The organism is Rhizobium sp. T1470 (genome assembly GCF_042140505.1).
Lineage (GTDB): Bacteria > Pseudomonadota > Alphaproteobacteria > Rhizobiales > Rhizobiaceae > Rhizobium > Rhizobium favelukesii.
This window is the reverse complement of the sequence record NZ_CP148091.1, coordinates 3,863,836-3,888,063: the sequence shown is the minus strand read 5'-3', so window position 1 is coordinate 3,888,063 and position 24,228 is coordinate 3,863,836. Positions and strand designations below refer to the sequence as shown.

General features: G+C 60.6%; 21 protein-coding genes. 10 read left to right on the top strand and 11 right to left on the bottom strand.

All coding sequences use genetic code 11. The features are described from left to right. Positions 1–48 precede the first annotated feature (48 nt). Complete coding sequence (locus WGT02_RS19515; protein ID WP_024314917.1) at positions 49–957, bottom strand: LysR family transcriptional regulator; 909 nt, start codon at positions 955–957, stop codon at positions 49–51. Positions 958–1,138: 181 nt separating this feature from the next. Here WGT02_RS19515 and WGT02_RS19510 point away from each other — a divergent pair, with 181 nt between their 5' ends. Next, the gene (locus WGT02_RS19510) at positions 1,139–1,861 is read left to right on the top strand and encodes a hypothetical protein (protein ID WP_208249638.1); all 723 of its coding nucleotides are present in this window, start codon (positions 1,139–1,141) and stop codon (positions 1,859–1,861) included. 68 nt (positions 1,862–1,929) lie between these two features. On the opposite strand, the gene lysS is transcribed toward WGT02_RS19510, so the two are convergent. The 3 genes from lysS to WGT02_RS19495 all read right to left on the bottom strand — a co-directional run bounded on the left by lysS (position 1,930) and on the right by WGT02_RS19495 (position 6,901). Next, positions 1,930–3,474: a lysine--tRNA ligase gene (gene lysS, locus WGT02_RS19505; protein WP_225039744.1), complete on the bottom strand. Its 1,545-nt coding sequence runs from the start codon at positions 3,472–3,474 to the stop codon at positions 1,930–1,932. A gap of 11 nt (positions 3,475–3,485) precedes the next feature. Further along, entirely contained in the window at positions 3,486–4,943 is a 1,458-nt protein-coding gene (gene gltX / locus WGT02_RS19500) for a glutamate--tRNA ligase (RefSeq protein WP_024314914.1), read from the bottom strand. 188 nt (positions 4,944–5,131) lie between these two features. Then, complete coding sequence (locus WGT02_RS19495; RefSeq protein ID WP_024314913.1) at positions 5,132–6,901, bottom strand: SLC13 family permease; 1,770 nt, start codon at positions 6,899–6,901, stop codon at positions 5,132–5,134. A gap of 279 nt (positions 6,902–7,180) precedes the next feature. Between WGT02_RS19495 and WGT02_RS19490 the strand changes: the two genes are divergently transcribed. After that, positions 7,181–7,354, top strand: a complete 174-nt coding sequence (locus WGT02_RS19490) for an aldo/keto reductase (protein ID WP_231052208.1) — start codon at positions 7,181–7,183, stop codon at positions 7,352–7,354. A gap of 137 nt (positions 7,355–7,491) precedes the next feature. Here the strand turns inward: WGT02_RS19490 and WGT02_RS19485 are convergent, their stop codons facing one another. Continuing rightward, positions 7,492–8,250 (bottom strand): DUF4239 domain-containing protein, encoded by a 759-nt coding sequence (locus WGT02_RS19485; protein ID WP_024314912.1) that lies wholly within the window; start codon positions 8,248–8,250, stop codon positions 7,492–7,494. A gap of 134 nt (positions 8,251–8,384) precedes the next feature. Between WGT02_RS19485 and WGT02_RS19480 the strand changes: the two genes are divergently transcribed. After that, entirely contained in the window at positions 8,385–8,933 is a 549-nt protein-coding gene (locus WGT02_RS19480) for a glutathione peroxidase (RefSeq protein ID WP_208249640.1), read from the top strand. Positions 8,934–8,961: 28 nt separating this feature from the next. Here the strand turns inward: WGT02_RS19480 and WGT02_RS19475 are convergent, their stop codons facing one another. Further along, the gene (locus WGT02_RS19475) at positions 8,962–9,618 is read right to left on the bottom strand and encodes a TetR/AcrR family transcriptional regulator (RefSeq protein ID WP_072375460.1); all 657 of its coding nucleotides are present in this window, start codon (positions 9,616–9,618) and stop codon (positions 8,962–8,964) included. Positions 9,619–9,741: 123 nt separating this feature from the next. Between WGT02_RS19475 and WGT02_RS19470 the strand changes: the two genes are divergently transcribed. Beyond that, positions 9,742–10,833 carry an HlyD family secretion protein gene (locus tag WGT02_RS19470; protein ID WP_208249642.1) on the top strand — a complete coding sequence of 364 codons (1,092 nt, stop codon included), beginning with the start codon at positions 9,742–9,744 and terminating at the stop codon, positions 10,831–10,833. A gap of 24 nt (positions 10,834–10,857) precedes the next feature. Further along, positions 10,858–12,426: a DHA2 family efflux MFS transporter permease subunit gene (locus tag WGT02_RS19465; RefSeq protein WP_208249644.1), complete on the top strand. Its 1,569-nt coding sequence runs from the start codon at positions 10,858–10,860 to the stop codon at positions 12,424–12,426. Positions 12,427–12,471: 45 nt separating this feature from the next. On the opposite strand, the gene WGT02_RS19460 is transcribed toward WGT02_RS19465, so the two are convergent. Beyond that, positions 12,472–13,317 (bottom strand): helix-turn-helix domain-containing protein, encoded by an 846-nt coding sequence (locus WGT02_RS19460; RefSeq protein WP_024314907.1) that lies wholly within the window; start codon positions 13,315–13,317, stop codon positions 12,472–12,474. A gap of 118 nt (positions 13,318–13,435) precedes the next feature. Next, a complete protein-coding gene (locus tag WGT02_RS19455; RefSeq protein WP_208245018.1) occupies positions 13,436–14,932 on the bottom strand; it encodes a DDE-type integrase/transposase/recombinase in 1,497 nt (498 codons plus the stop codon). A gap of 183 nt (positions 14,933–15,115) precedes the next feature. On the opposite strand from WGT02_RS19455, the gene WGT02_RS19450 reads away from it, so the two are divergent. Further along, entirely contained in the window at positions 15,116–16,045 is a 930-nt protein-coding gene (locus WGT02_RS19450) for a phytanoyl-CoA dioxygenase family protein (protein ID WP_024314906.1), read from the top strand. 31 nt (positions 16,046–16,076) lie between these two features. On the opposite strand, the gene WGT02_RS19445 is transcribed toward WGT02_RS19450, so the two are convergent. The 3 genes from WGT02_RS19445 to WGT02_RS19435 form a co-directional block, all read right to left on the bottom strand. Beyond that, entirely contained in the window at positions 16,077–16,826 is a 750-nt protein-coding gene (locus tag WGT02_RS19445; RefSeq protein WP_024314905.1) for a TerC family protein, read from the bottom strand. Between the two features lie 100 nt (positions 16,827–16,926). Beyond that, positions 16,927–17,766 (bottom strand): AraC family transcriptional regulator, encoded by an 840-nt coding sequence (locus WGT02_RS19440; protein ID WP_208249646.1) that lies wholly within the window; start codon positions 17,764–17,766, stop codon positions 16,927–16,929. Between the two features lie 106 nt (positions 17,767–17,872). Beyond that, positions 17,873–18,544 carry a TetR/AcrR family transcriptional regulator gene (locus WGT02_RS19435; protein ID WP_208249648.1) on the bottom strand — a complete coding sequence of 224 codons (672 nt, stop codon included), beginning with the start codon at positions 18,542–18,544 and terminating at the stop codon, positions 17,873–17,875. 159 nt (positions 18,545–18,703) lie between these two features. On the opposite strand from WGT02_RS19435, the gene WGT02_RS19430 reads away from it, so the two are divergent. From WGT02_RS19430 to xylB, 4 genes are all read left to right on the top strand, one after another. Beyond that, positions 18,704–19,900 (top strand): HlyD family secretion protein, encoded by a 1,197-nt coding sequence (locus WGT02_RS19430; RefSeq protein ID WP_024314902.1) that lies wholly within the window; start codon positions 18,704–18,706, stop codon positions 19,898–19,900. A gap of 22 nt (positions 19,901–19,922) precedes the next feature. Then, positions 19,923–21,512, top strand: a complete 1,590-nt coding sequence (locus tag WGT02_RS19425; RefSeq protein ID WP_024314901.1) for a DHA2 family efflux MFS transporter permease subunit — start codon at positions 19,923–19,925, stop codon at positions 21,510–21,512. 192 nt (positions 21,513–21,704) lie between these two features. After that, a complete protein-coding gene (locus tag WGT02_RS19420) occupies positions 21,705–22,730 on the top strand; it encodes a LacI family DNA-binding transcriptional regulator (protein WP_024314900.1) in 1,026 nt (341 codons plus the stop codon). 18 nt (positions 22,731–22,748) lie between these two features. After that, positions 22,749–24,203 carry a xylulokinase gene (gene xylB / locus WGT02_RS19415; RefSeq protein ID WP_208249650.1) on the top strand — a complete coding sequence of 485 codons (1,455 nt, stop codon included), beginning with the start codon at positions 22,749–22,751 and terminating at the stop codon, positions 24,201–24,203. Positions 24,204–24,228 lie beyond the last annotated feature (25 nt).

Here is a 24,228-nt window from a genome sequence, read left to right as displayed (position 1 = left end):
ATTTATCAGAAAGCCGATATCGGAATTTCCGATATTGTACCAGAATCGTCAGCGAGGCCGGCCGGATCGAAGCGCTTCGGCGATGCCGACGAAGTCGCGCGCGGCTTGCGGCAGACTGGAGCCCTTGCGCCAGACCATGCCGACCTGGACGACCGGCAGCGAGCCGGACACGTCGCGGCTCTCAATGCGATCGCCTTCCAGCGACCAAGGGCGATAGACGAGATCGGGTAGCAGCGCCACGCCGGCGCCGGTGGCGACCAGACTGCGGACCGCTTCCACGGAGCGGGTGCGGAAGGCAACATGCGGACGCGCGCCGAGCGCCGACAGCAGCTTGCCGGTGTTTTCCTCGATTTCGTCGACGGTCAGCATAATCAGCGGTTCACGGGCGATGTCGGCGACGGAAATGATGTCGGCAGAGACGAGCGGATGGCCCATGGGCAGCCACAGCCGGTAGGGCGAGGTTTCCAGGATTTCCGCCTGCAGGGCCATGCGGTCGCGCAGGTTGGAGATGACCATGACCGCCACATCCAACTCGCCGCCGACCAGCAGGTGTTCAAGATAGCCGCCATTGTCCTCGATGGCACTGACTTCGACGCCCGGACAGGCGCGGCGATAGCGCGCCAGGAGATCGGAGAGGACATAGCCGGCGACGAGCGAGGTGACGCCGATGTTGAGCGTTCCGGAAATCTCGTTCTGCTTGCCGGAAAAGCTGGTGCGAGCATCAGTGACGCTCGCCAGGATCTTCGTCGCGTGGCGCAGGAACTGGTGGCCGTTGTGGGTGATCGTCAGGCCGCGTGGATGGCGCTCGAAAAGCTCGACGCCGAGGTCGGTTTCCAGCTCCTTCAGGGCTTCCGTAACCGAGGATTGCGAGATCGAAAGGTTCTGCGCGGCGCGCGTCACGGAGCCCTGTTCGGCGACGGCAACGAAATACTGAATCTGGCGAAGGGTGAAGGCCATGCGCCGTTAGAGCATGGCCATAAGGACATTGGCAAGCATCGGGAAAGCTTGGACCTTTTTTGGTGCTAATCCCATACTGGCGCAAACTTGGAGGGCTCGTTTAAGTATTCAGAAACGTCATTTCTCTAGCGTTGAAACCACTCGTATTGCGTTGGAGCTTGTCAATGGCGGAGCAGTTGGCGTGAAGGCCCTACTGCGCATCTTCCGGCCTTCCCGGAAATTGGTGTTTATCATCGCTGGCGTCGCCCTTCTCGGGGGCGTCTCCGGCGGTGCCGCGCTTTTTATCGGCAAAGACAGGATCCTGGGCCTTTCCGCGGAAACAATGAACGGTCTCTCCTGCACCGACGTCAATCTCGTCACCATCAAGAAGCAGAACCGGGTCTGGATCCGCAAGTATATCAAGACCGAGCCGACAGATGGCATGACGCGGGTCAAGACCGCGCTTCGGGTGGCCAAGGCGGTCTACGATGCGCAGAAGCCTGATCTGGTGCAGGTCGTCGTCCTCGATACCAATGGGCCGACGCTGCGATCCGACATTCGCGGCCGGGCGATCGGCGCCGACGTCGTCTACATACCGCATCCCGATGCCGTTCTCGAAAGCGCGCAGGCCAAGGCCTATACCGCCCGCTATTACGACGGGTCGGCTGCCGCCAACGGGCTGTTCTTCGGCGAACGCGTCGATTTGCCCGAAGACGAAATTACGGCCCTGAACGCATCCTTTAACGAATACTCCGACTGTATCGATCCGATCGCTGTCGCTGCCACGAAGGGTGGCGAAGGCAAGAGCAAGGGCGAGAAGGCGGAAGAGGCGAAGGAAGAAAAGCCGGCCGAGGGCGGCGGGCACAGTGCTACGCCTGCTGAGCAACCTGCGGCGGAAGAAGCGGCACCGGCTGCCGGTCACTGACGGTTCGAAAAGAAAAAGGCGGCGAGCCCATCGGGCCGCCGCCTTTTCTCTATTCAAGTGTGCCTGTTTCAGTCAGCCTTGCTACGGCGAGCCGGAAAAAGGATGACGTCGCGGATCGATGGGGCGTTGGTCAAGAGCATGATCAGGCGGTCGACGCCGATACCGAGGCCGCCGGCCGGCGGCATGCCCTGGTCGATCGCATCGAGGAATTCGTCGTCCAGCTGCTTTTCCTTTTCACCGCGGGCATGTGCCTGCTCCAGCTGCTCGACCATGCGGCGGCGCTGCTCTTCCGGATCGTTGAGCTCCGAGAAGGCGTTGCCGAGTTCCCAGGCGTTGCAGTAGGTCTCGAAGCGCTCGACGAGGCGCGGCTCGCCCGGCACTTCCTTGGCAAAGGGCGAGATGTCCTTCGGGAAATGCGTGACATGCGATGGCTGAATGAGCGTCGCCTCGACCTTCTCCTCGAAGATGAAGGCAAGGCATTCGCCCCAGGTCCAGTCCTTCTCGACCGCGAAGCCGGCAGCCTTGGCGGCAGCGCGAGCTTCCTCGTCGGTCTTGAGGCTGAGGAAGTCGATGCCGGTCACTTGCTTGACGGCGTCGGGCATCGGTACGCGCTTGAACGGGCCCTTGAACGAGATCGTCTTGTCGCCGAAGGGGAACTCCGTCGTCCCGTGGATCGACAGCGCCAGGCTTTCGAACAGCCGCTCGACGAGGTCCATGATGTCCTCGTAGTCGGCATAGGCCCAGTAGCACTCCATCATGGTGAATTCAGGATTGTGCCGGGTCGAGACGCCTTCATTGCGGAAGTTGCGGTTGATCTCGAACACCTTGTCGGTAAGGCCCGAAACCAGCGTGCGCTTCAGGAACAGCTCCGGCGCGATGCGCAGGTACATGTCGAGCTTCAGCGTGTTGTGATGCGTCTTGAACGGCTCGGCCGTGGCACCGCCATAGACGGAGTGCAGCATGGGTGTTTCGACTTCCATGAAGCCGTCGTTTTCCATGAAGCGACGGATGCCGGAGACAATCTTCGAACGCTGCTGAAAGCGCAGTTTCGACTCATCGTTGGTCATGATGTCGAGGTGGCGCTTGCGATAGCGCGCCTCGATGTTGGTGAGGCCATGCCACTTTTCAGGCATCGGCAGCAGCGACTTGGTCAGCATTTCGATCTTCTGGGCGTTGATCGTGAGTTCGCCGCGCTTGGTGCGACGCACGACGCCGGTGACGCCGATGATGTCGCCGATGTCGATCATCGGCAGCAGGGCGCGGGCGTCTTCCGGCGTGGTGTCCTTGTGGCTGAAGATCTGAATCTTGCCGCCGGCATCATGGATATCCATGAACATCCCGGAGTTGCGCGAGGAGTAGACGCGGCCGGCAACGGTCACGATGTCCTGCGTCTCGACGTCGGCTTCGAGGTCCTTGTACTTCTCGACCAGCTCCGCATTGGTGATGGTGCGGTGGAAATGCGCCGGATAGACGTCGCCGATCTGCTCGCGCAGCAGCTCGAGCTTCTGGGCGCGCACTTGAGTGGCGTCTGAAGACAAGCCAGTGGATTTGAGCGTATCATCTTGTTCGATGATGTTTGCCGTTGCTGTGCGCTTTTCGTTTTTATCAGTCATGTTTCTAGCCTTCAGTTCTTCGGGCCGACGAGCGACGCCACGGCCTGCGACGCCAGTTTCAACCGCTGGCGCACGACCGAGCGGCCGAGGATCGCCATCGAGTCAAATAGCGGCAGCGAGCGCGACGACCCGGAGACGGCGACGAAGAGCGGCGCCACGACGACCTTCAGCTTCTTGCCCATGCGATCGGCAATAGCGCGCAGTTCGGCCTCGATGGTCTCGACATTCCATTCGAGGATCTTTTCGAGATCCGGCTGGACGGTGTTGAGGATCTCGAGGATCTCTTCCGGCGGCGACTTGATCTTGGCGAAGGCCGACAGGTCGAGGCCGAGATCGGACTTCAGCAGGAAGCCCGCGAGATCCGGAAGTTCGCCGAGCTTGGAGATACGCGACTGCGACAGGCGCAGGCCGGCCTTCAGCCGATCGTTTTCCATCGCCCAATCAAGCACGCGGGTCTGGAATTCTTCTTCCGACAGCTTCTCACGGATCCAGCGACCGTTCAGCCAATCGAGCTTCTGGATGTCGAAGATCGCGCCGGCCTTGGAAAGGTTGTCCGGATCGAACTTCTCGGAGAGCTCGTCCATCGTCAGCAGCTCTTCGCCTTCGGCGATCTGTACGAAGAACAGACCGAGGAAGTTCATCAGCGCTTCCGGGATGTAGCCGAGAGCGGAGTAGTAGGAGATCGAGGTCGGGTTCTTGCGCTTTGACAGCTTCGACTTGTCGGCATTGCGCATCAGCGACAGGTGCATGAAGACCGGTGCTTCCCAGTCGAAGTAGCGATAAAGCAGGATGTGTTTCGGCACCGAGGCCAGCCACTCTTCGCCGCGAGCGACGTGAGTGATCTTCATCAGGTGGTCGTCGATGACGTTCGCCATGTGATAGGTGGGCATGCCGTCGCCCTTGATCAGCACCTGCATGTCGACCGAGTCCCACGGAATGCTGACATCGCCGTAGACGCCGTCGGTGAAGTCGCAGGAACCTTCGGCCGGGATCTTCATGCGGATGACCGAGCTTTCGCCAGCTGCCATCTTGGAGGTGACTTCCTCGGCGGTGAGCTTCAGGCAGAGACCATCATATTTCGGCGCCTTGCCGGCGGCGCGCTGCTCTTCGCGCATCTTTTCCAGACGCTCGGGCGTGCAGAAACAGCGGAAGGCATGGCCCTTGTCCAACAGCTCCTGGCCGTAGGGCGTGTAGATTTCCTTGCGGTCCGATTGGCGGTAGGGACCATAGGGACCGCCGATGTCCGGGCCTTCCTTCCACTCGAGCCCGCACCATTTCAGCGCGTCCAGCACCTTCTTTTCGAATTCCGGGGTCGAGCGCGTCGCATCGGTGTCTTCGATGCGCAGGATGAACTCGCCGCCGTTCTTCTTAGCGAAAAGATAGTTGAAGAGAGCGATGTAAGCTGTGCCGACATGCGGCTCGCCGGTCGGCGAGGGAGCAATGCGGACGCGGACGCCGGAAGCTGTCATTTTATGTGCCCGTCAAATGATGCCGGACGGCTTTCCTGAGAAAGCGACGTTCGGCCGGAAAGAATGCAGATAACTGGATCAGGAAACCGGCCGGAAAAGGGCACTGCCCCTGGTCGTCGCCGATTGCCCATTTGGCTGGCCTTAAGGCCATATTCGACCGCGCGCGTCAAGGAAAATGGGCAATAGCGTCAGTGAACTGGCCAGACATGGAGCAGTGCGGGCACGCTGACGAGGACGATGATGAAGGACAACGGCAGGCCGAGGCGGGGGTAATCGCTGAAGCGATAACCGCCGGGGCCGAAAACCAGCGTGTTGCACTGATGGCCGATCGGCGTCAGGAAATCGCAACCGGCGCCGATGGCGACCGCCATCAGGAAGGCCTCGGGTCTATAGCCGAGCGCTTGGGCAAAGCTCGCCGCAATCGGCGCCATGACCAGGACCGTCGCCGCATTGTTGAGAAACGGTGTCACCGCCATGGCGGTGATGAGGATCAGCGCCAATGCGCCAAAGGGCGGCATCTGGGCCGCAAAGTGCCCGAGCCATCCGGCGATCAGATCGCTGCCACCGGACGTTCGCAGTGTGTCGGAGACAGGGATCAAAGCTGCAAGCATGATCAGGATCGGTCCGTCCACGGCCTTGTAGACCTCGGCAAGCGGAATCGCCCGGAAGACGACCATCGCCAGTGCGGCGCAGAAGAAGGCGACCGAAACCGGGACCATTCCGGCTGCCGTCACGGCCATCGCGGCCGCGAGGATCAGCAGCGGCACATAGGCCCTGCGCGGCCTGCCAAGCATGATGTCGCGCTGCGCCAAAGGAAGGCAGGAGAATTCCTGCAGGAACGCCGGCAAGTTTCGGCGGCTGCCCTGCAACACAAGAACATCGCCGGCGCGCAGTGTCACTTCGCTCAGCCGCTCCGTCAGCCGGTGGCCATGGCGGCTGACGGCAAGCAGGTTGATCCGACGGCGGTTCCACAGTGAGAGCTGGCGTGCAGACCAGCCGATCAACATCGATTCCGATGAGACGACCGCTTCGATTGAGGTCACGTCTCCTTCGGCTTTTGCTTCGGGAATCGGCTTGCCGGAAAGCTTGAGCTTGGCATTGGAAACGACGCGGTCCAGCGCTTCCGGGCGCCCCTGCAGCAGGATTGTATCTCCTGCCTTTAGAAGGACGTCAGGGAATGGCGAGAGGCGCGAATGTCCGCGCAGGATCGCAGTTGCGACCACTTCCCCATCGCCGAGCTGCAGGATCCCGTTCAGCTCCTTGCCTTCAAAGCTCGAGCCCTCCACCACGGTTGCTTCGGAGAAGTAGTTCTTGAGATCCAGCGCTTCCTCCAGCGACGGATTCTCGTTCTGCCGCTCGGGAACGAGCCAGTGGAAGAAAATCAGGAAGACGATTCCGACCAGAGTGAGCGTCGCGCCGACGGGCGTAAAGTCGAACATAGTGAACGGCGCCCCGGTAATTTCGCCGCGAAGGCGCGAGACCACGATGTTCGGCGAGGTGCCGATCTGGGTCATTAGCCCGCCGAGAAGGGCAGCAAAGCTCATGGGCATCAGGTAGAGCGATGGCGATCTCCCGGTTTTGCGGGCAAACTGGAAAGCGACCGGGATCATGATCGCAAGCGCGCCGATGTTCTTGATGAAGGCGGAAAGAACCGCGACGACAATGAGCAGCAGGGCAAGCTGCGCATGCAGCTTGTTCAGGTTGGGGAAGAAGCGCTTGATCGTCGTGTCGACGATTCCCGAGCGCGCGACGCCGGCGCTGACGATAAGCGCACTGCCGACGATGATGACGATGTCATCGCTGAAACCCGAAAATGCCTTGTCGAAAGGGACGATGCCGACCGCCACCGCCAGGACGAGAGAACAACAGGCGACCACGTCATAGCGGAACCGATCCCAGATGAAGACTGCCATCATCAGGCCGATGACGCCAAAGGCGAGGATCTGATGCGTTGTCATGCTCTTCCGGAAACTGAGACTGGGCGGCAGAAGACTCCTGAAGGATAACTGTGCCGCGCCGGCGGCTATTCAATCCCGCTGCGCCAGCAAAACTCTCTGCGTGCAAGTGGGCGCCGTGGTCCGTCGTCCAGGACGCGGGACGATGGCCGTCAAGACGCGAATGTCCCATCGATAGAGGTCATCTCGAGTTAAATAATCATATGTTAACATAATCGGCACTTCTCGAGGGAGAGACCGGCCGGCAGCAGGGCCTCGGCGTCGTCATTCACGGGGAGAGCGATGCCGCGCAAGACCGCAGCCGTCGACACTCTGATTGCCATCGCAGAGGAAACCGGAATTTCCGCCGGCCAGATCGCCATTGCATGGCTGCTGCACAAGGGCACGCTGCCGATCATCGGCCCCCGCACACCTGCTCAGCTTTCCGACAAGCATTCCGCTTGGCTTTCCCCATGATGTCGTGGCCCCAAGCCGCGATACGCTCGCCGGCGCCAACGCCGATCTCATCGACTGGCCAGCGGTGGCGGTTCGCTGAGCCTGATGAGGCGTCGCGCCGTGCTGTCGGTTCTCGATGGCGCGGCAATCGGGCGCTGCTACCGTTGAAGCTCAGCCAGCGCCCGGCGGAGAGGCGTGTCGGAAATCTCGATCCAGCCCGCGAACGGAACATCCATGTCGAGCACGACGAAGATCGATAAGGATATCAGCAGCGCAGATATGAAGAACATCAGGACAACGATGACGTTCCTGGGCGCGCGATAGCCGAAGCTGGCAAAAATCAGTGTCAGCCACGCCGTCAACATCGTGATGAGCGGCCGGGGGATGACGCCCTCCGACTGTTCGACGATGATCCAGCGCTGCTCGACGATCCTTTGATATTGCTGGCGGGCGTCGTTCCACAGCACAACATGCCCCGGGTTGGTTGGTGTGATCAGCGCAAGACTGTCGCCGACCGCGTTGAGAGCAAGCTCGCTCGTGCGGTCGCTTTTTACCAGCGGATCCGGCGCCCGAACTGGATTGCTAAGGGCGTTTTCGACGTAGTTTTCCAGGCGCTTACGGGTTTCGTTGGCCTCGAGGCCGTAGGTGCGCAATGTCCGGTCAAGAAGGATGATCTGCGTTGCGAAGGCGTGAACGTTCTTGTCAATCTCGGCGAAGGTGTTCTTTGAGGAATTGATCATCAGGCCGAAGACGAGCGAGGTCATGACGACGAAGATGTTGGCGACCAGCCGGACGACGGTGTTCGTTTCGTCCTGGCGGTGATGGACCGGCAGCTTCGAATAAGTCAGCATCGTTCCGATCGAGGCTGTCATGAGCAAGGCGAAGACAACGACCGCCACCAGCAATTCCAGCACCATCTTACGTCGCACCTCCCGTGCTCTCGGGGCAAACTAGCTGTTTTCATTGATTTTGCCAGTGGACTGCGTTTGCCCGCTGGACAAACGTATGGGTGGGTATAGCTTCCGCAGCGAAATTCATGCTGGAGATTGCGATGACTGATATTTTGAATGTACCCGTGAAGCTGGCTGATGGTCGCGAGACGACTTTGAACGATCACCGTGGCAAGGTGATGCTGGTCGTCAATGTCGCCTCCAAATGTGGTCTGACCGTCCAGTACGAAGGGCTTGAGAAGCTCTATGAGGACAAGCGCGAGCGCGGCTTCGTGATTGCCGCCTTTCCGGCAAACAATTTCAAGGGGCAGGAGCCTGCCACGGATGCCGAGATCGTCGAATTCTGCACCCTGACCTACGACGTGAAATTCCCGATCTTCTCGAAGATCTCGGTAAAGGGCGAGGACAAGCACCCGCTTTACCAACTGCTGACAGCCGCTGCCGGTACTGCCATTGGCGAGGGTCCGATGCGGGAGCGGCTGCGCAACAACGGCCTGGCGAGCGGCGACAACAGTGAAATCCTCTGGAATTTCGAAAAGTTTCTGGTCGGTCGCGACGGCAAGGTGGCTGCGCGGTTTGCGCCGGATGTCACCGCCGAGGATCAGCGGCTGGTCTCGGCGATCGACAAGGAGCTTGCAAGGACCGCCTGACGCCGGTCTTCGCGCTCAAGCACGGCCTCTATGCCGGAACGACTGCCGCACCGTTCATAAACAGATCGGCGCACATTTTTGCCCGCGCGGCGATCTCCTCGATCCCGGGGGCCGGCTGCTGGCGCAACATTGCGGCGCGCTGGGGCTCCATGGCCATCATGCCGCGCAGCATCCCGCAGGCGGCATGCGGGTCGGCGAGGGCGATGACGCCGCGATCGACCTGCTTGCGCAGCCATCCCTCCATCAGCGCATTCGTTCTGACGATGGCGTTTTCATAGAACGAAGCCGCGATCTCGGGGAAGCGGTCGGACTCGCCGATCACAAGGCGCATCATCGTGATGGTGTCTTCTGAGAGCGTCAGCATGCCGTAGGCCATCAGCATCCGCTCCAGCCCCTGGCGCAGATCAGCTGCCGCCAGCGTGGTCGGGTCGAGCGCCAACAGAAAGCGGCCGATGCGATCGGAAATCAGATCCGAGAAAAGGTCGGCTTTTGTTGGAAAGAGTCGGTAGAGCGTCTTCGTCGAGACGCCGGCTTCCTGCGCGATCGCCGCGATGCTCGCCGTCGCATATCCATTCTCGTGAAACTGCTTGTTCGCAGCCTCGATGATGACGCTTCTGGTGTCCTCGTCGCACCGCGCCTGCGGTCTGCCACGGGGCCTTCTCTCGATCTTGTGATTTGGGACCATCACGATTTTCCAAATTCATGTTGACATCGATTTTATAGAGCACACATTGGAAAATGTCAATTTTCCTTTTTATGCATCAGGAGCCGCAGCCCTCCCGACGGCGGCCATGATCCGGAGAAAACCATGACCGCCCAGAAGCTGCATGCTCTGAACAACAACAGCGCCCCGACCACTGAACAGGTGGTAGAGGCGGCCGAGGAAACGCTTGAGGCCGGCAGGCCGCTGCAAGCGGAGGCGCCACGCGCTGCCGCCAAGGCGCCGCAATCCCGCAGGCGACCGGGCCGGTCGCTGCTGCTTGGCGCGGCGGCCCTCGCGATCGTGGCCGCGGGCGCCTATTACGGGCACGATTACTGGACGGTCGGTCGCTTCCACGTGTCGACCGATGACGCCTATGTAAAGGCGGATAACGGCACGATCGCCCCCAAGGTCTCGGGCTATCTGGCCGAGGTGCTTGTCAATGACAACCAGCCGGTGAAGGCGGGCCAGCCGCTTGCGCGCATCGATGATCGCGATTTCCAGACCGCGCTCGACCAGGCAAAAGCCGACGTTTCCGCCGCTGCGGCCACGCTGAATGCCAAGCAGGCGGCCCTCGCTATCCAGCAATCGACGATCGCTGCCGCCCGCGCCACCGTCGCGGTTGACGAGGCCAACGAGACGTTCGCCGAGCAGAACAACAAACGCTATTCGAGCCTTGCCACCAACGGCTACGCCCCGGTCCAGCTTGCTCAGGCACAAGCTGCTCTGGCCCGCAGCCGGGCCCTCGAGCGTCAGGCCGAGCTCAATCTCTCCTACGCCACGATCGTGGCACCGGTTGACGGCACCGTCGGCAACCGCACGCTGCGCGTGGGTCAGTACGTCCAAGCGGGTACGCAGTTGATGTCAGTCGTCCCGACGAATGCGGCCTATGTGATTGCGAACTATAAGGAAACGCAGCTGACCCACGTGCATGCCGGCCAGCCGGTTGACATCGAAGTCGATACGTTCCCCGGCCGCACATATCACGGTCATGTCGACAGCATAGCGCCGGCCAGCGGCCAGGAGTTTGCGCTACTGCCACCTGATAACGCGACCGGCAATTTCACCAAGGTCGTGCAGCGTATCCCGGTCAAGATCGTGCTCGATGGCAATGGCGCCGCCAGCGGCGACCTTCGTCCTGGCATGTCGGTGCAACCGAGCATCAACACCAAGGCCGCCAACGCGACTCATGGGGCCTGATGGGCAGAAGATGAGGATCTTGTCATGTCTACCACAATTGCTGTCTCCCAGCCGCGTGCCAGCATGAAGGATTGGATTGCCGTACTTGCCGGCATGATCGGCGCATTCATGGCAATCCTCAACATCCAGATCACCAATGCTTCCCTCCTCGAGATCGAGGGCGGCATCGGCACAGGCGTCGACAATGGTGCCTGGATTTCCACCTCGTATCTGATCGGCGAGATCGTCGTCATTCCGCTGACGGCGTATTTCAGCAGCGTCTTTTCCTTCCGCCGCTACATTCTCGTCAATTCGGTTCTCTTCCCGATCTTCTCGATTGCCTGTGCGTTCGCCCATGATCTCGGGACGATGATCCTGTTGCGCGGGCTGCAGGGATTTGCCGGCGGTGTGCTGATCCCGATGGCTTTCACCATGGTCTTGACCAAGCTGCCGAAGGTACAGCAACCGCGCGGCCTGGCGCTCTTTGCCCTGTCCGTTACCTTCGCTCCGGCCATCGGCCCCACGATCGGCGGCTTTCTCACCGAAAATTACGGCTGGCAGACCATCTTCTTCATCAACGCTGTTCCGAGCGCCGTCATGGCGATCGCGCTTGCCCTGACGCTCGAGAAGCAGCCGATGCAGCTCCACCTGCTGAAGGAGGGCGACTGGGCTGGCATTTTTACCATGGCGATCGGCCTTTCTGCCCTGCAAACCGTGCTTGAGGAGGGCAACAAGGAGGATTGGTTCTCCTCGCCTTTCATCGTCAAGCTCAGCATCGTGGCCGTTGTCTTCCTCGTCACTTTCATCTGGATCGAACTGACGGTTGAAAAACCCCTGGTGAAGCTGCGTCTTTTGAAACAGCGCAATTTCGGTATCGGCGTTGCTGTCAATGTGCTCGTCGGCGTCGCCCTGTTCGGCACCGTCTACATCCTCCCGCAGTATCTGGGTCAGGTGCAGAGGTACAACGCCGAGCAGATCGGCAATGTGCTGGCCTGGACCGGATTGCCGCAACTGCTCCTCATCCCGCTGGTCCCACTGCTGATGAAGCGCTTCGACGCCCGCTATATCGGCTTCCTCGGCATTTCGATCTTCGCGATCAGCTGTTTCATGAACATCACGCTGTCGGCAGACAACGCCGGTGATCAGTTCTGGATTCCGAATATCGTGCGCGCCATAGGCCAGGCCCTTGTCCTGACCCCGATCACCGCCATCACGACTGCCGGCATCGCTGCGTCGGATGCTGCGGCTGCCTCGGGCTTGACGAACATGCTGCGCAACCTCGGCGGCGCCGTTGGCACGGCATCGCTTGGTACGATCCTGACGAAGCGCGAGCAGTTCCATTCGAATATCATCGGTCAGTCTGTGACGCTTGCCCGCGACGAGGTTCGCGACCGCCTCAGCCAAACGACGAATTATTTCCTGGCGCACGGGGTCTCAGACCCGGCGGTCGCCAGCAAGAAAGCCATCGTCGTCCTGGGCCAAATCGTCAAGCGCCAAGCGCTCATTCTTGGCTTCAGCGACACTTTCGCCGTCATCGGGGTGGTGCTTGCCATCGCCGCGTTCGCTCTGTTGCTCACCCGGAAGTCGCAGGCAGGTGGTGGTGGTGCGCACTGAGCCCGCCATTCGTCAAATTGCGAAGAGCGGTTGATCCGGCTGCGCTCACAATCTGCAGTGCTGGCGGCGAAACTCGCTTGGCGAACAGTGTTCGCGATCGTGAAACATTCGGGAAAAGTAGAATGCGTCCTCGATGCCGACGGCATTCGAAATCGCCTCGATCGAGAGATCGGATGTCGCCAGCAACTGCTTGGCCCGATCGATGCGAAGGCGCTGCTGGAAGGCCTTCGGTGACAGGCCGATGGCTGCCTGGAAACGCCGCCGCAACGTTGCCGGGGACATGGCGAATTCCTGCGCGAGGGACTGCATGTCCGTTGGCTCGAATGCGCGACGCTGCAGGGTCTCGATCACCAACTCGACCTTTACGTCGCCAGCATCGTTTCTGCGCGTGGTTGCCTGGCGGGCGCATTGGACGGCGATGCGGTGAAGCGTCGCTGCTGCCGATGCAAGGCTGAGCGGATCGCCTGCTGCAAAGTCCGAATGAAGCGCGCTGAAGAGATGCTGGATCTCGCGAAGATTGTGCAGCCGCACCAGCGGAGCTGCCGCGGATATCAGGCGCTGACGGATCAGGTCTGCCGTCAGCGTTCCCTCGAAGAGAGCCCATCGTTCCTCCCAACTCTCTCCGTTCGTCGGGCCATAGGAATGCAATGTGCCGGCGGGCAGCCAGAAGAGCGATGGCCCGCGGATCTCCTGAACACCCGCCTTCACCGTCTGCAACGTGCCATGCCCGGCTTCGACGAGGACGACGGCGTGCATCGGCAGGCGGCGGTTGGCGATGCGTGTTCCAATGCGTTGCCGGCCGAACCCCGTGACGGCGAGCGCCGTGCCGCCGGCAGAGGGTGAGCGATAGAGGGCGATCGGTGTTTCATCATGAGCGAAAAATCCAGTCATTCTTTCCATCCATGGTGCGCGGCGACAAACAAGGTGAGACCCGTATTGCCTCGCCTGTGAATGTTCCTGATGCACTTGATCATTGCCTCACAAGATTGCTCCTTTCTGCTGCGAGCGTTCAAGTCGCGGAGAGTTGAGCTGTTTCGGAATTTGCGCCGAAGATCATGGCATGGGCTTTATTTCGACGCCACTCTTTGACGCGCCGTTGCACTGTTCGCAGGAGTCCGTCGGGGTACTCATTCGGATAACGCTCTTGAAGCCGCTCGAGCAACTCGCGGCCTGTCCGCCAAGGTTCCTCCTCAAACCAAGAGCGGAGATCGTCGGTCACGCGGATGAGCGGGTCTGGTCTACGTCGCTCTCGGCGCAGTTTTGGTTTCGCTTTGGCCGTCGGACGGACTTCGCCTTCCGTCCAGGCGTGGCGCAGGTTCTGCAAGAACGTTTCGATATCCGGCGTGGCTGTTGACAGCGAGGCATTGCTGGCAACCTCGACAAGACGCTGCTGCGCTGTTCGAATATCGCGCAATAGTTTCACAGGATCCAACTGATCGCCGATGTGCGATAGCCGATTTCGGACTTCGGTCGGTGTTCTCGGATCTGCCAAGAGCCTCTGATAGGGTGTCGCAGGAGGATGATAGATCTTTTTGACCACCGCGCCATCGCGACGCTTCTCCCGCAGCTTAAAGGATGGCTGAAAGAAGTTTATGAACAAGCGCACCGATCGGTATAGATCGGCCAGGGTCGCAGCGGCCTCGACCCCCTCATAGCGATGATAACCAACAATGCGGCGAACGATCGACCCATTCTTCTGCTCGACGAAAGCCTGATCATTCTTGCGGTAGGGACGGCAACGCGTGAACTCGATATTGGAATCAAGGCAGTAATCCCTGATCGTTTCGTTGATGAACACGCTGTCATTGTCCGTATCGAAGCCGAGCAGCGGAAACGGCATCAGACGCCGCAACTCACTCAACACTTCCGTCAGAAGCTTCTGCTCACGCACAAGCAGAGGCGCACATTCCGTCCAGCCACTGGCAATATCGGTGAGGACTAGCGTTTGGACGAAGCTGCCCCGCGCAACGGGGCCGGAGTGGGAGACAAGATCTGCTTCAACAAACCCAGGCGCGGGATCATCCCAGTCAGAGAATGTCCGGACGGGGACGCTACGCCTTAACGCAGACGAAGCCACCGAATGCCGGCGTCGCCGGCCGCCCGCTGTTTCGCGAATGTCTTTCAGAGCGCGATCAATCGTCGCGGCGCTCATCTGCAATAACAGAGCCCGAACCCGGTCATCCAGGTTGAGGTGTCCGTGCCGCTCCATGGAGATGACCAGCGTCGGGAGCAGCGCCTTTAGCCGCTTTCCACAAACACGGTCGGACGACTCCCACAACACGATAAGCGCTTGGCGGGCGGCTTCGTCATAGATCCGAGGACGTGGTCGAGACGCGACTTGATTATGTGTGCCGCGGAGTAACCGCATCGCATGTTTCCGGTGCATGCCGCTGATCGCAACGAACTGATCGAGAATGCGCGATTTTTCCTCTCGGCTGCCTTGGAGGTAGCGCTTTGCTAAAGCTGCAATCAATTCTTTCTTGGTCGTCACGCTGATGTGCCTCATCTGATTTGCTCCGCACCCACAAATGCTGGGAGCAAATCAGATGAGGCAACGGCCAATAATCAAGGAGCATTTTTGGCGAGGCAATGCGGCGTCTCATCCTGATCGTCGCGCTATAATCCATGGCAAGTCTGCTTTCTTACCTCCAGGTTTTCCAGCATCTATTTCGCTTTGGGAGTGATCGAAATGTCAAGTCTTGCTCTGGATCGCAAGCCCGGTCAGCCGGCGACCGACCTGGACGCCAACGGGAAGGTCCTTTCGACTGCGGCGAACCGGTTGGGTGGGGTCGTGCCGACGGATCCATCGATCGGCGTGGAGGCGATCCGCAGGCTCTATCACGAGAACGGCTATGTCTGGTTGAAGCGCTTTCTCGATCCCGATGCGGTCAATGCGTTTCGCGGCTGGGTTTTCTCGCATCTGGCACGCGGCGGGCTCGTCGCACCCGGCTCCGATCCGATGCTCGGGCTATCCGCCGGCACGGGCATAGACAAAGGCCAGGTCGATCGCATTCTGATGTCGCTTGTCCGCTCGGTCGCCTTTGAGGGTTTTTGCGCGCAGGCGCGGCTTGCGGGGTTCATGGACGAGTTCCTTTCCGGGATCTCCTACCTGCACAAGCGCAAGATCATGCGTTTCACCCAGCCCGGCACGGCGACGGCAACCCCCGCGCATTACGATCTCGTCTATCTGCGGGGCGGCACCAACCGGCTGGTGACCGCCTGGATTCCAATCGGCGATACACCGGTCGACATGGGCGGGCTCGTCTATCTTGAGGGATCGCATGCCCTCGGCATGCGTATGGAAGAGGAGCTTTACAGGAAGAGCCTCGACCTGTCTGCAGAGGAAAGGATCAGTGCATTCAACCGCAACATGACCGAGGGCGGCTGGGTTTCGAAGGACCTCCCCGAGATGGCGGAGCGCTTCAATACGCGCTGGCTGGTCGCCGACTACGAGGCCGGCGACGTCGTGTTGCACAGTCCTTATATGATCCACGCCTCGACCACGAACCAAAGCGCCTCGAACCGGATCAGGCTATCGACGGACATCCGCTATCAGAACGTCGATGACGAGATCGACGCGCGGTGGGGCAATCATTGGAGCCTGGGGGACATGCTTTAGGGCGCGGCCCGGAGCCGCGCCTTTTGGTGGTTCAGTGGGCGCCTTGCTTTTTCCGCTGGCGAGCATTGCGGGCGACCATGTTGAGCACCTCCACCAACGCCGAGAAGGCCATCGCGGCGTAGACGTAGCCCTTCGGCACGTGGAAGCCCATGCCCTCGGCGATCAGCGTCGTGCCGATCATCATCAGGAACGCAAGGGCCAGCATGACGATGGTTGGGTTCTTCTCGATGAAATTCGCAAGCGGCGTGGCGGCGACCAGCATCACGGTCACTGCCGCAATCACGGCGACGACCATGATCGGCAAATGCGGTGTCATGCCGACGGCGGTGATGATGCTGTCGACCGAGAAGACGAGGTCCAGCAGCAGGATCTGACCAATGGCGGCAGCAAAGCCGGCCGTCGCCGCCGTGCCAATGAAATCCTCGTTGTGATCGATCGGATCGACGTTGTGGTGAATTTCCTTCGTCGCCTTCCACAGCAGGAAGAGACCGCCGGCGATGAGGATGATGTCCTTCCAGGAGAAGCCGTGGCCGAACAGTTCGAAGATCGGTGTCGTCAGCTTCACGATCCAGGCAATGGTGCCAAGGAGGGCAAGTCGCATCACGAGGGCGAGGCCAATGCCCACCTTGCGTGCTTTCTCGCGATGCTCGGGCGGCAGCTTGTTGGTGAGAATAGAAATGAAGATGAGGTTGTCGATCCCGAGGACCACTTCCATCACCACGAGGGTGACGAGGGCCACCCAGGCGGCCGGGTCCTGAACGAGCATCATGATGTCTTGCATTGGCGGATATCCCCTTGCGCCACATAGTTTGACGCTCGCAATGTACGGACGCAGCCTGCCTTGGCAAGCGCGCAAGGGATATACGAAAGCCAGACGACTTTTATTCCTTGATGGGAATCCAGATTTCCGTCAGGCCCATGCCGGTATAGGGGTCGAAGCGCTCGTCATAGCGCTCGAACATGTCGGGCATGTTGCCGAATTGAATGCCGGAGTTCGGCATCCAGTTCCCGAAAATCTGATGCATCGTTGCGGGAATGCCAGAGACATGGCCGCGATGAGCAAAGACCGCGTAGCGCTGGCCGGGTATCTTTAGCGTGGTAAAGCCGTCCGGCAGGTCGCTGCTGTCACCGATTGCCACTGCCGCCATGTAGCGGAACGTCTCTGCCTCGCCCTCGATATGCGTGCAGACGCCATAGGCGACATTGCCGATCTGGCCGGGAATGTTGCCGAAATGAACATTGAATTTTTGCCATAGTGAGGGGATCGCGGCGTTGCCACCGTAGGGATATGTCTCCTGCAAACCGGCGAAGAGCATCGGCGGCAGGGTTTCGAAGCGCGGCGGTTCGAGTTCGGGAAGGCGGGCGGGGTCCATGCGGATCGGCTCCAGAACTGCGAGGTTGCGCGTGTGCCCCTGCTTGCGGACGGCCTCAGGGGTTAAACCGAACTGATCGCGAAAGGCACGGGTGAATGCCTCGTGCGAGCCGTAACCCGCGTCGAGAGCAACCTCGAGAATGTTGGCCGGTTGATCGAGCAGCGTCCGTGCCGCACCGCTCAGGCGGCGGGCGCGAATATAGCTGCTGATCGAATGCCCGGTGACGAGCCCGAAGACGCGCGAAAGGTGGTAGCGCGAAAGCCCGGCAACGTCCGAAATCTCTTGCAGAGTGATGTCGTTGCCGAAATGACTTTCGATAAACCAGATCGCTCGTCCGATGGCGCTCATTCCTTCTCCCTTGGCTGCACGCCTTTCATAGCGAAGGGCAGCAGGTCGCGTTTGATCCCGGTTGCGGAATTCTGGCGCGGACGGAGGAAGAAATCAAAGGGCGGGTTCAGGACTGCTTCTTGGCGCCGTAGGCTGCCGTGAAGACGCGGATGGCGCCATTGACCACGCGATCCATCTCCTCGCGCGGAGGAGGGGCGTCCATGTCGCCGAACAGGCGCAGCTTGAAGAAACTTCCACCGCAGAGTTCCAGGAACTGCCGGGTGGCAAGCTCGATGTCGTCGATCTCGAAACGGCCCGCCTCGACCTGGCTCGTCAGGAAATCCTTCAACACCGTCCGGATGTTCTCCGGGCCGGTGAAAAAGCGCTGACAGAGGTGCGGCATGCGGTCGCGTACACCGATGACCGTGCGCATTGCATTGATGACCTTATCCTCGGTCAGGTGGCTGACAAAGGTCATGCCGAAGTCGTGCAACGCGACGTCGGGATCATTGGATTCCTTGAGAGTATTGCGCACGCTGGCGACAAAAGCCGCTCGCTCGCTCTCCATCATCGCGGTGAAGAGCTCTTCCTTGTTGGCGAAGTAGACGTAGAGCGTTCCCTTTGAAACTCCGGCCTCGCGCGTTACATCGTTCATGCTCGCGGCATCGAAGCCAAGTTTCATGAAAACGCGTCGGGCGCCGTCGAGAATTTGTTTGCGCTTGGCAGGGTCCTCGCCTGCGGCCCATCGGCCGCCAGTCGCCGGAGAGTCGTCCACGCGCGTATCGGAAAGCTCTGTCATCGCTCCTTAACCATATCCGCATCAGCGAATTTTTCGTTAATAAAACCGAACCAACCGGTTCGATATATCTTGATATGAATGGAAAAAGGTTCTATGTCAACCGAACCGAACCGAACCGTTCAGTTCGATTAAATTCACTCGATTTACCGGTAGCCGCCCATGTCGTCCAATCCAAAAGCCAATGTTGCCCGCATCGTCAGCGAGCCTGCTGATACCGAGGGCAAGGCTCAGGAAGCAGCAGTCCCCACCGCGGAAGCACCGCGCGCGCCGCAAGCTCCTGCTGAGACGCAGGCCGCTCCCGCGGAGAAGAAGAAAAAGCGCAGTCTCGCTCTGCCGATCATTGGCCTTGCGCTGCTCGCAGGCGCTGGCTGGTACGGCTACGATTGGTGGACGACGGGCCGTTTCCTGGTCTCGACCGATGACGCCTATATCGGAGGCGACATCGCGACGATCTCGCCGAAGGTCACAGGCTACGTCGCCAAGGTGAATGTCGTTGCCAACCAGAAAATCAAGGCAGGTGACCTCTTGGCATCGCTCGACGACGGCGACTACAAGCTCGCCCTCGATCAGGCGATGGCTTCCCTTGATACCGAAAAGCTCTCGCTGCAGCGCATCGACGCGCAGATCGCCGGTGGACAGGCAAGCCTTGATCAGGCCAAAGCCCAGAAGACTGCCTTGGAAGCCACTGTTCGCGGTGCACAGATCACGCAGACCCGTGCCGCAGAACTGCAATCCAAGTCTGTCGGCACCACCGCCAACCTCGACGCTGCGAACATCGCGCTCGATCAGGCAAAGGCGAACCTCATCGGTGGCGATGCCGCGATCGCGTCCGCGGAGGCAAACATCACGCTCCTGCAGGCGCAGCGCCGCGAAGCTGAGGGCACGATCCGCCAGCTCGAGCTTTCGCGCGACAAGGCTGCCCGTGACCTCTCCTTCACGGTTTTGAAGGCGCCTTATGACGGCGTTGTCGGCAACCGTTCCGTCCAGGAAGGCGATCTTGTGTCGCCCGGCCAGCGTCTGATGGCGCTCGTCCCGGTCCGCCAGCTCTTCATCGATGCGAATTTCAAGGAAACGCAGATCCAGCATTTGGTTCCGGGCTCGAAGGTTAACGTCCACGTGGATGCCTATGACGATCGCCCGATCGTCGGGACGGTCGAATCGATCTCGCCGGCATCCGGCTCCGTCTTCTCGCTGCTGCCCCCGGAAAATGCGACGGGCAACTTCACGAAGATTATCCAGCGCGTGCCGGTTCGCATCTCGCTGCCACAGGACGCCCTCGATAGCGGCCGCCTGCGTGCTGGCCTCAGCGTTGTCGTTGATGTCGACACGCGCACAGCGCCGGACGCCGCCAAGTAATATCGTCTGACGAGGTAGCCCCATGGCCGTGAGCGCAACAATTGGAACCGTTCCGGCCACTCCGGCTGCCACGGATCATATGGATCCCCGCAAGCTCATCGCGTTCTTCGCGATGGTGCTCGGCATGTTCATGTCGATCCTCGACATTCAGATCGTGTCGGCGTCGCTTGCCGAAATCCAGGCGGGCCTCAGCGCCGGTTCGGACGAGATCGGCTGGGTGCAGACATCTTACCTGATCGCTGAAGTCATCATGATTCCGCTGTCGGGCACGCTCGCACGCATCGTCTCGACGCGATATCTGTTTGCGGCCTCGGCTGCGGGGTTCACCATGGCGAGTGCGCTTTGTGCGACGGCGACCAACATCGACCAGATGATCGTCTACCGCGCCATTCAGGGCTTCATCGGCGGCGGCATGATCCCGTCGGTTTTTGCGGCCGCATTCACGATCTTCCCGCCCTCCAAGCGTAGCATCGTGTCGCCGATCATAGGCCTGATCGCCACGCTTGCACCGACGATCGGCCCGACCGTCGGCGGCTATCTCAGCCATGCCTTCTCCTGGCACTGGCTGTTTTTGGTCAATATCGTGCCCGGTATCATCGTGACGATCGTCACCTGGAACTTCATCGATTTCGACAAGCCGGAATTCTCGCTGATCAAGAAGTTCGATTGGTGGGGATTGCTCTCCATGGGCATGTTCCTCGGCGCGCTGGAATATGTACTGGAAGAAGGCAATTCGAACGACTGGTTCAACGACAGCCACATCACCATGGGTGCCGTCGCCTCGGCGATCGGTTGCGTCGTGTTCTTCTACCGGGCGTTCAAAGTGGACTTCCCGGTCGTCGATCTCAGGGCCTTCAGCAACCGAAACTTTGCCGTCGGCTCGCTGTTCTCCTTCGTCATGGGTATAGGCCTCTACGGACTGACCTATATCTATCCGCTCTATCTCGGGCGCATCCGAGGCTACGATTCGCTGATGATCGGCGAGACGATGTTCGTGTCGGGTCTCGCGATGTTTTTCACCGCGCCGATCGCCGGCAAGCTGTCGACCAAGATGGACCTCAGGCTGATGATGGTGCTGGGCTTCATAAGCTTTGCTGCCGGCACCTACATCATGACGGGCATGACCACGGACTGGGATTTCTACGAGCTGTTCATTCCGCAAATCCTGCGCGGTTTCGGGCTGATGATGTGCATGGTGCCGATCAACAATATCGCTCTCGGCACGATGCCGCCGGCGCGTATGCGCGGCGCATCCGGTCTCTTCAACCTGACGCGCAACCTCGGCGGCGCCGTGGGTCTTGCCGTGATCAACACCGTGCTGACGAACCGGCAGGACGTGCACTATCAGCGGATCCGCGAGGGTCTCGACTGGGGCAATCCGATGGCGCTCGATCAGATCAAGAACATGACGTCGAACTACGATGCCTATGGCATGGATGGGGCGGTGGTCGCGATCAAGCAGATGGTCGGTCTGGTAACGAAGCAGGCGATGGTGATGTCCTTCGCCGATATCTTTATGTTGCTGACCGTGCTGTTCCTCGCCATGATCGTCGGTATTGTGCTGATCGACAAACCCGCTCCGCAGGGCGGCGGCGGTGGCGGCGGCCACTGATTTCTCCGATGAATGCATTGTGACGCCGGCCTGGAAACCAAGCCGGCGTTGTTGCTTTTTTCCTTCCACGCCATCGCCCATCACGCTTCAAGCCGTGAAAAATTACCGGCCGATCTTCGATAGAAAGATGTGTTTACAGATTTTGATTTACGTACATCAAATTTGGAGTTAAAGGTCTCGTCAGGAGGAGAGATGAGACCTACAGTTCACGATATCGCTGCTGCGGCAGGCGTCAGTCTGGCAACCGTCGACCGGGTTTTGAACCAGCGACCGGGCGTGCGCCACGTGACGCGCGAGAGGGTCGAGAATGCCATTCGCGAGATCGGTTACATCAGGGATGTCGCTGCTGCCAACCTCGCCAAGGGCCGCACTTATCCGCTCGTCTTCATCCTGCCGGCCAGCGACAATTCCTTCATGCACGGGCTGAACGCCGAGGTCCGTGCGGCCGCCGCGCGTTCGTCCGTGGAGCGAACGAATATTCGCACCCTCGAGGTGCCAGCCTTCGATCCGGGCGCGCTCGTTAAGGTTCTGGATGAGCTTAGCCAGGAGCGGCCTTCGGGAATCGCGCTTGTAGCCACCGATGCGCCTGAAGTGCGCGATGCCGTCGACCGGCTGGTGAAGGACGGCATTCCCGTCGTGACGCTGGTTTCGGATCTCACCGGCTCGCAGCGCCATCATTACGCCGGTGTCGACAATATTGCCGCCGGTCGCACGGCCGCGCGGCTGCTTGGGCGTTTCCTCGGCGGCGCCAGGGGCGAGATCGCGGTGCTCGCCGGCTCGATGTTGGTGCGTGACCATCGCGAACGCCTCGAGGGTTTCGCCGCCGTTATCGCGGCGGAGTTTCCGTCGCTCTCGATCCTGCCTGTCATCGAGGGCCGCGACGATCCGGAGATGGCCCATATGCTGGTGGCAGATGCGCTGTCGAAGAACAGCGGCATCATCGGCATCTACAGCCTCGGTGCCGGCAATCGCGGCCTGATCAAGGCGCTGAAGGAAAAGGCGGTCGATCGGTCGCTGACAGTCATCGCCCACGAGCTGACGGCGCACACGCGCGCCGCGCTCCTTGACGGAACGATTGACGCAATTCTGAACCAGGATGCGGGTCATGAGGTTCGCAGCGCCATCCGCGTCCTCAAGGCGAAGGCGGACGGACTTTCCGTGATCGACGCGCAGGAGCGCATCCGCCTCGACATATTCCTGAAAGACAATCTGCCGTAACGGCAAGGGGAGAAACACATGTATCTGGGTCTCGATCTCGGAACCTCCGGCGTCAAAGCCATGCTGATCGACGGCGATCAGAAGATCATCGGTTCGGCCAACGGCGCGCTCGATGTCTCGCGTCCGCGTTCCGGCTGGTCGGAGCAGGAGCCGTCGCACTGGATCCGTGCCACCGAAGAGGCCGTTGCCGGCCTGAAGGCAAAGCATCCGAAGGAACTCGCCGCCGTGAAGGGCATCGGCCTCTCCGGCCAGATGCACGGCGCGACGCTGCTCGATGCAAACGACAAGGTGCTGCGCCCCTGCATTCTCTGGAACGATACCCGCTCCTACGTCGAAGCCGCCGCGCTCGATTCCGATCCGCGGTTCCGCAAGCTGACCGGCAACATCGTTTTCCCCGGCTTTACCGCGCCGAAGCTTGCCTGGGTCGCCAAGCATGAGCCCGAAATCTTCGCCAAGGTCGGCAAGGTCCTGCTGCCGAAGGACTACCTGCGTCTCTGGCTGACCGGCGAGCACATCTCCGAAATGTCGGATTCGGCAGGCACCGCCTGGCTCGATACCGGCAAGCGCAAATGGTCATCGGAGCTTCTTGCAGTCACCGGCCTCGATGAAAAGCAGATGCCTCATCTGATCGAAGGCACGGAGCAGGGTGGCACGCTTCGCAGCGAGCTGGCCGGCAAGTGGGGTATGTCGGAAAGCGTCGTCGTTGCCGGCGGCGCAGGTGATAACGCAGCTTCGGCCTGCGGCATGGGTACGGTCAGCGATGGCGCTGCCTTCGTGTCGCTCGGGACCTCGGGCGTTCTTTTTGCCGCCAATGCCGCCTATCTGCCGAAGCCGGAAAGCGCCGTGCATGCCTTCTGCCACGCGCTCCCTGATACCTGGCACCAGATGGGCGTCATCCTGTCGGCGACGGATGCGCTGAACTGGCATTCCGGTGTCACCGGCAAGTCGGCGGCGGACCTGACCACCGAACTTGGCGAAACGCTGAAGGCGCCATCGGGTGCTACCTTCCTTCCCTATCTCTCGGGCGAGCGCACGCCGCACAACGACGCCGTCATTCGCGGGGCCTTCATCGGCCTCGAGCGCGAGAGCAGCCGCGTGGTGCTGACCCAAGCCGTGCTGGAAGGCGCATCCTTCGCCATCCGCGACAATCTCGAAGCACTGCGCTCGGCTGGCACGGATATTTCCCGCGTCACCGCAATCGGCGGCGGCTCGCGCTCGCGCTACTGGCTGGCCTCGATCGCCACGACGCTCGGCGTGCCGGTCGACCTGCCGGCGGACGGCGACTTCGGCGCCGCTTTCGGCGCCGCGCGTCTCGGCCTGATCGCCGCGACCGGCGCCGATCCGGTTGCCGTCTGCACACCGCCGAAGACGGCCGGCACGATTGAGCCCGTCGCGGCTCTCAGCGGCGCCTACGAGGATGCCTACAAGCGTTACCGCGCTCTCTACCCGGCGATCAAGTCGCTGCAGCACTGAACCCAGAACAACAATCTCAAACCCG